An 11,500-nucleotide genomic window follows, 5' to 3' on the forward strand; every position below is an offset into this window, starting at 1 on the left:
ATAAACAGTAATATGAAATTATAGAGAAAACAATTTCATTAATAAATTAACGTTAAATGTTTCAAGACTATAAATAAAAATGAAGCAAGTAAAAATTATAATCGTATTATTAGTAAGCGTTGTTAGCTATGCTGTATCTGCCCAAAATATTAATCAGTTTGATGCTAACGGAAAACGACATGGAGTTTGGAGAAAAAATTTCAATAAAACTAAAATACTACGTTACGAAGGTAAATTTAATCACGGCAAGGAAGTAGGGACGTTTAAGTTTTATAAAAACCTAGATAATAAAGCCGTGTTAACAGCTACACGAACATTTAACCCTAATAATAATATTGCAGAAGTTAAGTTTTTTTCGTCTAAGCAGAAATTAATTAGCGAAGGTAAAATGAGAGGTAAAACCTATATAGGGAAATGGGTTTATTACCATAAAAATTCTCCAGTAGTTATGACCGAAGAGTACTATAATGACAAAGGCGAATTACACGGTAAACGTAATACCTATTACAAAAATGGTAAAATAGCAGAAAAGGCATTATACAAAGAGGGGAAATTAGATGGAGAATCATTTTGGTATTCAGGAAATGGAAATGTACTAAGACACTACATTTATGTTAATGGAAAACTACATGGACCAGCAAAAACTTATGATTTTAAAGGTAATTTAGAATCAGAAGGAGAATATCAAAATAACAGAAAGCATGGCATTTGGAGGTTCTACAAAAATGGTGAATTTAAAGAAAAGAAAGATTTTACTAGGCGAAGTAAGAATCCTAAATTAAAGTATAATAAGCAGTAAAATCAAGTAAGGAAAACTTAGTTTTTTTTAGTCTAAATTAAAAAGTCTATTTTTGAGTGCTAACTTAATTTATTCTTATGAAAAAAACTATACTTAATATTGCTGTTATGTTAATAACAGTGGTAACATATTCACAAATAGGCAATGAAGTCTTAGGGAATAACGCAGGCTCCAGTATTTCTACAGGAGATTTTAACACAATTGTAGGGGATTCTACAGCACACTTTTTAAGTACATCATCTTCTAACACTATATTAGGGTATAGAGCTGGTAGAGATATTAATTTTAGTTCTACATCTCAAGCTAATTATAATGTAATGATTGGTGAAGATGCTGGTTATAAGCATACCACAGCAGATGAAAATGTTTACATAGGTTACCAAGCAGGGTATTCTAATACAACCGATGTAGATAATGTGTTTATAGGATTTAGAGCAGGGTATTATAATGATGACTCCGATGGTACCTTTGTAGGACATGGTGCAGGCTTTAATAATACAACAGGTGGCGATAATACTTTTGTTGGAGAAGCGGCAGGTGTTAGCGTAACTACGGGAGACGATAATACGTTTGTAGGACAAAAAGCTGGAGCAGGTACATTTAGTAGTGTTACTACTAATACAAATGCGACAACAAATCCCAATACAGCATCCGATAATACAGCGATAGGTTCTGCAGCTGGTTTAAATCTTAGAACAGGTTACAGAAATGCTTTTTTGGGCTCTGAAGCCGGGTACGATAATGAGACAGGTTATAGAAATACTTTTGTAGGAGATTCTACAGGAGTAGATAACAATGCCGGACGATTAAATACATTTGTAGGGCAAGGAGCAGGAAGTGCAAACGAACATGCAAGTTATAATACCTTTGTAGGTGTTGAAGCAGGTGGAGATGTTAATAGAACAAATAAAACAAATGGATCATCAAACAGAAATACTTATGTTGGTGTTTTTGCTGGGTTTGGAGGAAGAGAAGGAACAGATAATGTAGGGATAGGAGCATTTGCAGATGTCACAAATTATGGTAGTTCAGACCTTACAAATGCACAAGGTAGATGGACAGGAAATGCAACAAGTACAAAAAGAGAATATAATACTTATGTGGGAGCACAAGCCTATGCCAATGCAAACGAAATTGTATTACTAGGATACAATACTCGAGCAGATGGTAATAAAAGTATCGCAATAGGAACTGGAGCATTTGCAGATGATGCAGAGACTATAGTAATGGGCTATAGAGCCTATGGAAATACAATTTCAGATCGCTCTATAGGTATCGGTGTAAGAGATTCTATACAACATAGAGATGCAGTAAGCATTGGTTACGAAGCTAAAATAACGGGGCAATATGCTGTAGGTTTAGGTAGAGAATCTGTAGCAGATACAAGTTCTGTAGCCATGGGGTATAACAGTAAAGCATATGGAAAGTATGGTCTTGCATTAGGAGATCAATCTCAAGTAGCAGATTTAACTCAATATGCTATGGCTATAGGTGCAGGAGCAAATGCAACGGCGAGTAATAGTTTAGTACTAGGAGGCGTTACACCTTTAGATAGAGTGAGTGTTGGTATTGGTACTACAGCACCAAACCAAAATGCATCGTTAGATTTGGCAGATACAGATAAAGGGCTTTTAGTAAATAGATTAACTAATGCTTTAAGAACAACCCTTGAAGGTAATTTAACAGCAACAGATGAAGGTTTAGTAGTTTACGATACAGATGATAAAGCCCTATACGCATGGGATGGGAGTGCTTGGACATCTGCAACAAATACTGATGTACAAGATTTAGAATTAACCAATAACCTACTAAGCTTAACAAATGATACTACACCTGTAGATTTAACTAGCTACTTAGATAACACAGATAATCAAACCTTAACTTTATCTAACAATAGTTTAGATTTAACTAGTGATGATGGTACGGACAGTGTGAATTTATCAGGATATTTAGATAATACAGATAGTCAAAACTTATCGTTAAAAAACACAATGTTAGAAATTACTGGAGGTACGGGAGTTGATTTGTCGGTTATTCAAGATGGTACAGGAACAGATAATCAAAACTTAAGTTCAGCAACATTAAACAATAATGTACTAACAGTAGCTATAGAAAACGGGACATCAGTAAATGTAGATTTATCACCAATTTTATCAAATTTACAAACAGCAAACACCAATCAGCAAACACAAATCAACGATTTAATAACTAGAATTGAAACGTTAGAAGCTTGTGCTTGCCAAACATTAACAGTAGGAGAGCATGACGGAACAACGGGTAAGCCTGTAACACCAATACTATATCAAAATATTCCAAATCCGTTTAACGGAACCACGTCTATAAAGTATTATGTGCCATTAAACTATAGGCATGCATCAATTGTTTTTAGCAATGATTTAGGGCAAATTATAGATACAGTTAAACTTGAAAAATTAGGAGAACAAGAATTGTTTTTCAACAGCGATTCTTTAGCATCAGGTTTATATTATTATACACTATATGCAGATAACTCTAAAGTAGCTACTAGAAAAATGATAATAGATTAACAAAAAACTTGTAAGTATCAATTAATACAAAATGTAAAAGCCTCTTGAAATTTCAAGAGGCTTTCTTATTTAAAAGGCTTTAGTTTGCTATTAACCGTATACAGAAAGTACGCCTTTTAAATATGTAATTATTCTAATAACACTTTATCAATAACATGTATAACTCCGTTTGCAGCTTGTACATTTGTAAATGTAATATTACTTACTCTGTTATTTGGGTCTGTTAAAGTTGCACCTCCTGTTACATTAGCCGTTAGCATACCTCCTAGGGTAGAAATCATCATACCATCAGACAATCCAGAATCCTGTACATTAGCATTAGTTACAACGTGTGTGTTTAAAGTAGACTCTAGTGTAGCAGTTGGAATATCTGCTAAGCTAGCTAAATTTAACTCTGTTAATAAATCTACGAATGCAGTATTGGTTGGCGCAAATACAGTAAAAGGAGCCGGAGATGTACCGTTGGCTGTAGATAAAGTTGCTACATAGGTAAATGATGATTCTCTCGTAAGAGCAGCTACAAGACTAGAAAAATTAGGATCTGCTGTAGCAAAATCTACAACAGTAGGTAAGCCAATAACTGTATCTACTGCATGTATAATTCCATTTGTACCTACTACATCTGCTGTTGTTACGGTAGAAATTCCATTAAATTTAACTCCACTGTCTGTATTATAATAAATACTCATTGAGTTATTGCCTGCACCAGTAGCTGAGGTATTTGTATAGCCATTACCTAAACCAGTTAAGTCTGTAGATGATGTAGCACCATTTATAACATGATTTAATAAAACTTGAGAAAGAACATCTGTTGGCACATCAGCTAAAGAAGCAAAATTATTAGCAGATAAAAAATTTGAAAAAGCAGTGTTATCAGGTGCTAATACTGTAAAAGGACCCACACCGTTAAGAACATTCACTAAGTTTCCATCGGCAGCACCTAAAGCAGAAACTAAATTAGAAAAACCTGGATTATTACTAGCATGATCTACAATACTAGGTAAAGTAATTACTTTATCTATAATATGTACAACACCATTAGAGGCAGTAACGTCGGGAGTAATTACAGTAGCTAAATTGTTAAACTTAACACTAGAAGTAGCATCAAAATATAAACTCATGTTATTTCCACCAGCACCAGTAGCTAATGTATTTGTGTAGCCAGCTCCTAAATTTGATAAACCAGTAGAAGTTACAGTTCCAGAGATAACATGATTTAATAAAACTTGTTCTAAAGCAGCATCAGGAATTTCTGTAACATCGGCCCATCCGTTTGTAGACATAAACTCGGCAAATGCAGCATTTGTAGGTGCTAACACAGTAAAGGGACCATTTCCGCTTAAAGTGGTAGCCAAATCGGCTTCAATAACAGCAGCTACTAAACTGCTCAAATCTGCAGTAGCCTGTGCGGTTTCTACAATATTCATTGGTTGGGGGGCATTAACAGGAGAAGAATTGTCATCATCGTTACTACAAGACCACAAAGCTATAATTGCTAATAAAAGCGGTAATTTTTTTAAAGTTTTCATAATTGATATTTTAGTTTTAATAGTTTTTGTTTATCAAATTTATACAAATGTTAAACAAAAGTATTTAAAATTTTGTTAAATATTTTAAATAAAAGGTTAAACAGTTTTAGATGTATAACCCAAAAACCGATTATCTGTGTGAAAACTTTAAAATCTTGTATCTTTGCATTCAGTTATAAAAAAAATGAAAAAAAGAGTAATTGTAGGGCTTTCAGGTGGAGTAGATTCTAGTGTAGCGGCATATTTATTAAAAGAACAAGGCTATGAAGTTATTGGTCTATTTATGAAAAATTGGCATGATGATTCTGTTACCATTTCAGATGAATGTCCGTGGTTAGACGACAGTAATGATGCTATGTTAGTAGCCGAAAAATTAGGAATCCCTTTTCAAACAGTAGACTTAAGTGAGCAATATAAAGAACGTATTGTTGATTATATGTTTAATGAATATGAAAAAGGAAGAACACCCAATCCAGATGTATTATGTAATAGAGAAATAAAGTTTGATGTCTTTATGAAGATTGCATTAGATCTTGGGGCAGATTATGTTGCAACAGGACATTACTGTAGAAAAGGAACAGTAGAAAAAGAGGGAAAAAACATCTATAAATTACTATCTGGAAAAGATAATAATAAAGACCAGTCCTATTTTTTATGTCAATTATCGCAAGCTCAATTAGCTAAAGCATTATTTCCAATAGGAGAGCTTCAAAAACCTGAAGTACGTGCTATTGCTGCCAAAGCAGATTTAATAACAGCAGATAAAAAAGATTCGCAAGGGTTATGCTTTATAGGTAAAGTAAGGTTGCCAGATTTTCTTCAACAGCAATTAAAACCTAAAGATGGTGTAATTGTAGAAATTCCTAAAACGAATATTGCGTATACAGAAACAAAAAGTGATTTTTCTAATAAAGAAGAAGAACTACAGTATTTATCTCGAAAAGCAAAATACGCTGTATCTGAAGGTAAAATAGTAGGAAACCATCAAGGAGCTCATTATTTTACTAAAGGACAACGTAAAGGATTATCTGTAGGAGGTATGGTAGAACCTCTATTTGTAATAGATACCGATGTAGAAGAAAATGTAATATATACCGGACAAGGAAAATCGCATCCAGGACTATACAAAAAGGCATTATTTGTAAACAATGACGAGTTACATTGGATTCGTGAAGACTTAGCTTTAAAAGATGGTGAAACATTACAAGTATTAGCAAGAATACGTTACCGACAAGCGTTGGAAAAAGCAACATTATATAAAGTTAATACAGGATTATATGTAGAATTCGAAAACATGCAATCTGCCATTACCGAAGGACAATTTGTTGCATGGTATCTAGAAGATGAATTAGTAGGTTCAGGAGTAATTTCATAACTTGCAGTAAAACTGCTTGCATTATGAAAAAAATGAAATTACTATTACTAATCATTACATTTTGTACATCTATTTTAGCATACGCACAACAAGACGCATGGGTCTATTTAACAGATAAAGAAAATGTTGCAGCTTCTATAGCTAACCCTGTAACTATATTAACTCAAAAAGCAATAGATAGAAAGGCAGCGCATGGAGTTACAATAGATGATAGAGATGTTCCAGTTAATGAAAATTATATAGCTCAATTAAAAACCCAGACAGGAATTAGTGTATTGGCAAAATCTAAATGGTTTAATGCTGTACATGTTCGTGGAACGGAAACAGATATTAATGCCTTATCAAATTTAGCATTTGTTAGCTCTATAACATTTGCAGATAATAGTTTAAATGCTAAAACAGTAACACAAGGGATTACACAAAACAAATTTATTGTAGAAAATAATATACAAACGACCTTTAATTATGGTAGTGCAACCAACCAAATAGAAATGTTTAATGGACACCAATTACATTTAGGCGGTTACACTGGTACAGGAATAACTGTTGCAGTAATAGATGCAGGATTTCCTAATGTAAATACCATGGCTGGTTTTCAAAGATTAAGAGATGCAGGTAATTTATTAGGAGGTTACGATTTTTTTGATAGAACTAGCGACGTCTATGCAAATACAACAAGTTCACATGGTACATTAGTATTAAGTGATATGGCTGGTTTTGTGCAAGATCAATTTGTAGGAACAGCACCAGATGCTAGTTATTACTTATTTAGAACAGAAAATGCACCAAACGAAAACCCTATAGAAGAGAGTCTTTGGGTTGAAGCTGCCGAACGCGCAGATAGTTTAGGAGTAGATATTATAAATACCTCTTTAGGATATAAAACATACGATAATCCAAATTATAGCCATAGCTCTCAAGATATTAATGGAAATACAACCTATATAACCAAAGGCGCAAATATAGCATTCGAAAAAGGGATGTTATTAATTAATTCTGCAGGAAACTCAGGTGCAAACGGATTAAATGCTCCAGCAGATGCAGCAGGTGTTTTAACAATAGGAGCAGTACAAGCAGATGGAACGTATGCAGGTTTTAGCTCGCAAGGTAGTGCCATACAACCAACGCAAAAACCAGATATTGTAGTACAAGGAGCAGCAAGTGCCGTTATAAACCAAAACGATGTCGTAACTACATCAAACGGAACGTCTTTTAGTTCTCCTATTATAGCAGGAGGAATAGTGTGTTTATGGCAAGCATTACCAAATTTAAATAATGCAGAAATAATGCAATTGGTTAGAGAATCTGCTTCGCAATATGCATCGCCAGATTACCTTTTAGGATATGGTATTCCAGATTTAGCAATGGCTTTAAATCAAGGTTTATCTGTAGAAGAATTAGAAACTAATACAACATTAAATATTTATCCTAATCCAGTACAAAACGAATTAACAATAGAAATCCCATCGGTATACGAGTCTGCACAAGTACAATTATATAATATTCTAGGAAAGAAAGTGTTAGAAACAACAGTAACAAATACCGAGTCTAAAATTAATGTATCGGTATTTGCAAACGGAATATATTTATTAAAAATAGATACAAACGATCTATCAAAAACTATAAAACTTATTATCAATTAAAGGATAACAAATAAATGAACAATAGAATTACCCAATTATTCAATATACAATACCCAATTATTCAAGCAGGAATGATCTGGAATAGTGGCTGGAAACTAGCATCAGCAGCAAGTAACTCAGGGATTTTAGGACTAATAGGAGCAGGAAGCATGTATCCAGATGTATTACGAGAGCATATACAAAAATGCAAAAAAGCAACCGATAAACCATTTGGGGTCAATGTACCTATGTTATATCCAAATATTACCGAAATAATGGATATTATTGTTGAAGAAGGTGTAAAGATTGTATTTACTTCTGCCGGAAACCCTAAAACATGGACCAAATGGTTACAAGATAAAGGGATTACAGTAGTGCATGTGGTTAGTAGTGTAAAATTTGCGTTAAAAGCAGAAGCCGCTGGTGTTGATGCTATAGTGGCAGAAGGCTTTGAAGCTGGAGGCCATAATGGAAGAGATGAAACAACTACGTTAACATTAATACCTATGGTAAAAGAGCAATTGCAAATCCCATTAATTGCAGCGGGTGGTATTGCAACAGGTAGAGCCATGTTAGCCTGTATGGTTTTAGGAGCAGATGGTGTTCAAGTAGGAAGTCGTTTTGTGGCTAGTGAAGAATCTTCTGCACATGATGACTTTAAGCAAGTAGTTGTAGACTCTAAAGAAGGTGATACACAATTAACATTAAAAGAGTTAGCACCAGTACGTTTAGTTAAAAATAAGTTTTTTAACGAATTACAAGAATTATATAAAACCGCTCCAACACCTGAAGAACTTAAAGAATTGTTAGGAAGAGCTCGAGCTAAACGCGGTATGTTTGAAGGGGATTTAGAAGATGGTGAATTAGAAATTGGACAGATTGCAGGGTTAATACATGATGTAAAACCAGTTGCAGAGATTGTGAAGGAAATGATTATGGAGTTTGAGGAAGCTAAGAGTAGTATAGCTAAAATATAATTTGAAAAAGATAGTATTAATATTGACTTTTGTTTTGTTATGCAATGTATATACCCATTCGCAAAATAATGATTACAAAATAGAAGAAACAATTAAAATAGAAGAGATTAGTTTAAGTATAACTCGAAGTGTTTTAAAATACAATCCGAAAAGACTAGTAACAGTTCGTTTAAATAGAGAAAATGATAGTATTACTTATCTTTCATTTAAATATGGAAGCAAGTACGCTAATGAAGATGTTGTTGATGAAGTTTTACAAGACTGGAAACCTATAAATAGTATAGAAATTGATTCTGAAATTTTTGATGAGATTGTCAAAGATTTGAATAAATTAGATATTAAAGAGTTAAATAAAGATTTTCGTAAAAATCGGAATGTGTTGGATGGGAGTGTTTACGATTTATCTTTCACGGATTATAACTACAATATTAACGTTACCATTTATGCTCCTAATGTTAATACCGAAGAAGGAGGTTTTCGAAATTTCTTAAATGTTTGTGAGAAAATTTGGGATTTAAAAAAATTAAAGAATAACTAAAGTGTTTTTAATAACTATATAAAATAGTAAATCCTCCAAAATAAAATTCGCATAACAAAAACCGAAGCAGTACTTTTGCCAAATGGTTTTAAGCGACTACACTAAAGAATTTAAATACAATTGGAAATTAGCAGCACCAGTTATGTTGGGTATGCTAGGCCACACCTTTGTTAGTTTTATAGATAACATAATGGTGGGGCAATTGGGTACCGCAGAATTAGCGGCAGTATCTTTAGGTAATAGCTTTATGTTTATAGCGATGTCCTTAGGGATAGGTTTTTCTACAGCAATAACACCATTAATTGCAGAAGCAGATTCGGCAAATAATTTCAAGCAAGGGAAGTCGGCATTTAAACATGGTTTGTTTTTATGTACAGTTTTGGGGATTCTACTATTTTTAGGTGTCTTTTTTGCAAAACCTTTAATGTATTTAATGAAACAACCCGTTGAGGTAGTAGAATTGGCCATACCGTATTTAGATTTGGTGGCGTTTTCGTTAATCCCTTTAGTTGTGTTTCAGGCTTTTAAGCAATTTAGTGATGGGATGTCTATGACACGATATCCTATGTATGCCACAATAGTAGCGAATCTAGTTAATGTTGCTTTAAATTATCTGCTTATTTTTGGAAAGTTTGGTTTTCCAGAATTAGGCATTGTTGGAGCTGCGTATGGTACTTTAGTGTCTCGATTTGTAATGTTATGGTATATGTGGTTTTTGTTAAAAGGCAAAGAAAAAACAAAAGCTTTTGTAACCAATATAAAGTTCTTTGTATTAGATAAATTAATGCTTCGTAAACTAATTAGTTTAGGTGCGCCAAGTGCTATGCAAATGTTTTTTGAAGTCGCTATTTTTACAGCGGCCATTTGGTTAAGCGGATTATTGGGTAAAAACCCACAAGCGGCAAACCAGATAGCTTTAAACTTAAGTTCTATGACCTTTATGGTTGCTATGGGAATTAGTGTCGCATCTATGATTAGAGTGGGTAATCAAAAAGGACTAAAACAATATTTTGAGTTACGTAGAATTGCCTTCTCGTTATTTTTATTAGGAATTATTTTTGCTGTTGCTTTCGGGTTAATATTTCTTTTATTTCATGATTACTTACCAAGATTATATGTAGATTTTGATGATGTAGTTAACTATAATGATAATATGGAAGTGGTAGGTATAGCCTCAAAATTATTATTAGCAGCAGCTATTTTTCAAGTTAGCGATAGTATTCAAGTTGTAGTTTTGGGAGCCTTACGTGGTTTGCAGGATGTTAAGATCCCTACAATAATTACATTTATATCGTACTGGGTAGTAGGTTTTCCTGTGAGTTGGTATTTTGGAACAGCAGAAACTTATGGAAGCTTTGGTATTTGGCTAGGCTTATTAGCAGGTTTAACTACAGCTTCTATTTTACTCTTCATTCGGTTTAACTACTTGACCAAAAGATTAATAAAAACGGAGTTAAAATAGATTGTGATTCCTGTGAGCACAGGAATTCAAAAGTTTTATATTTGTAAAAAATAACATAAAAATGACACTTCCTAAATTTATACTAGGCGATAATACAGATTTTCCTAACGCTATTTTTGTAATTCATACAGATTTTCCAAGGTTTATTATAAATCTTGAAGATGATGAAGTGGAGTGGTTTGAAGATTTTGATACTCACGATCAAAAAGAATTAGAGCTAGAAACCGAAAATTTAATTAAGGAAGCTACTGCTTTTTACGACAGAGAAGTATCGCGCTACGAGGACTAACACGTATGGGGTTACTCTTCTACTTTATTTAGTAAGCAATTGGTGAGTACTTTGTAATTGTAGCACTATCTTTTTTGTTGTTTGTTTTAACACAAAAAAGATATAGTAATAGTTTAATAGTAAAATCCTTGTGGTTAATGCACAAATAATATAATATGTTAGAACAGCTTATAGAATTAGACAAAGAATTGTTTTTATTTTTAAATGGTTTAGGAACCCCAACTTGGGATGGTTTCTGGATGTTTTATACAACAAAAATAAATTGGATTCCGTTGTATGCACTTCTAATCTTTTTAATGTACAAAAGGCTAAACACTAAAATGTTTATATTAACGCTTATTGTTATAGCATTAATGATAACGT

The 11,500-nt window shown here is 33.1% G+C and carries 9 protein-coding genes and 1 pseudogene; 9 read left to right on the forward strand and 1 reads right to left on the reverse strand.

What is annotated here, in order from left to right; all coding sequences use genetic code 11:
• The first annotated feature begins 79 nt into the window (after positions 1 to 79).
• Both ACVC2P_RS19190 and ACVC2P_RS19195 read left to right on the forward strand, forming a co-directional pair.
• Entirely contained in the window at positions 80 to 799 is a 720-nt protein-coding gene (locus ACVC2P_RS19190; protein WP_452600060.1) for a toxin-antitoxin system YwqK family antitoxin, read from the forward strand.
• A gap of 77 nt (positions 800 to 876) precedes the next feature.
• Complete coding sequence (locus ACVC2P_RS19195; RefSeq protein WP_452600061.1) at positions 877 to 3,345, forward strand: hypothetical protein; 2,469 nt, start codon at positions 877 to 879, stop codon at positions 3,343 to 3,345.
• A 128-nt stretch (positions 3,346 to 3,473) separates the two neighbouring features.
• On the opposite strand, the gene ACVC2P_RS19200 is transcribed toward ACVC2P_RS19195, so the two are convergent.
• Positions 3,474 to 4,874 carry a fasciclin domain-containing protein gene (locus ACVC2P_RS19200; protein ID WP_452600062.1) on the reverse strand — a complete coding sequence of 467 codons (1,401 nt, stop codon included), beginning with the start codon at positions 4,872 to 4,874 and terminating at the stop codon, positions 3,474 to 3,476.
• 163 nt (positions 4,875 to 5,037) lie between these two features.
• Here ACVC2P_RS19200 and mnmA point away from each other — a divergent pair, with 163 nt between their 5' ends.
• From mnmA to ACVC2P_RS19235, 7 genes and pseudogenes are all read left to right on the forward strand, one after another.
• Positions 5,038 to 6,249, forward strand: a complete 1,212-nt coding sequence (gene mnmA, locus ACVC2P_RS19205) for a tRNA 2-thiouridine(34) synthase MnmA (RefSeq protein ID WP_452600063.1) — start codon at positions 5,038 to 5,040, stop codon at positions 6,247 to 6,249.
• A gap of 32 nt (positions 6,250 to 6,281) precedes the next feature.
• Positions 6,282 to 7,892 carry a S8 family serine peptidase gene (locus ACVC2P_RS19210; RefSeq protein ID WP_452600064.1) on the forward strand — a complete coding sequence of 537 codons (1,611 nt, stop codon included), beginning with the start codon at positions 6,282 to 6,284 and terminating at the stop codon, positions 7,890 to 7,892.
• Between the two features lie 14 nt (positions 7,893 to 7,906).
• Entirely contained in the window at positions 7,907 to 8,848 is a 942-nt protein-coding gene (locus tag ACVC2P_RS19215; RefSeq protein WP_452600065.1) for an NAD(P)H-dependent flavin oxidoreductase, read from the forward strand.
• Between the two features lies 1 nt (position 8,849).
• A complete protein-coding gene (locus tag ACVC2P_RS19220; protein ID WP_452600066.1) occupies positions 8,850 to 9,386 on the forward strand; it encodes a hypothetical protein in 537 nt (178 codons plus the stop codon).
• An 82-nt stretch (positions 9,387 to 9,468) separates the two neighbouring features.
• Positions 9,469 to 10,848, forward strand: coding sequence for an MATE family efflux transporter (locus ACVC2P_RS19225; protein WP_452600067.1), 1,380 nt, complete (start codon positions 9,469 to 9,471; stop codon positions 10,846 to 10,848).
• Positions 10,849 to 10,909: 61 nt separating this feature from the next.
• Positions 10,910 to 11,137 carry a hypothetical protein gene (locus tag ACVC2P_RS19230; RefSeq protein WP_452600068.1) on the forward strand — a complete coding sequence of 76 codons (228 nt, stop codon included), beginning with the start codon at positions 10,910 to 10,912 and terminating at the stop codon, positions 11,135 to 11,137.
• A gap of 155 nt (positions 11,138 to 11,292) precedes the next feature.
• Positions 11,293 to 11,500, forward strand: a pseudogene (locus ACVC2P_RS19235) (phosphatase PAP2 family protein); the annotation flags it as partial.

This window comes from Pontimicrobium sp. MEBiC01747 (assembly GCF_053601635.1).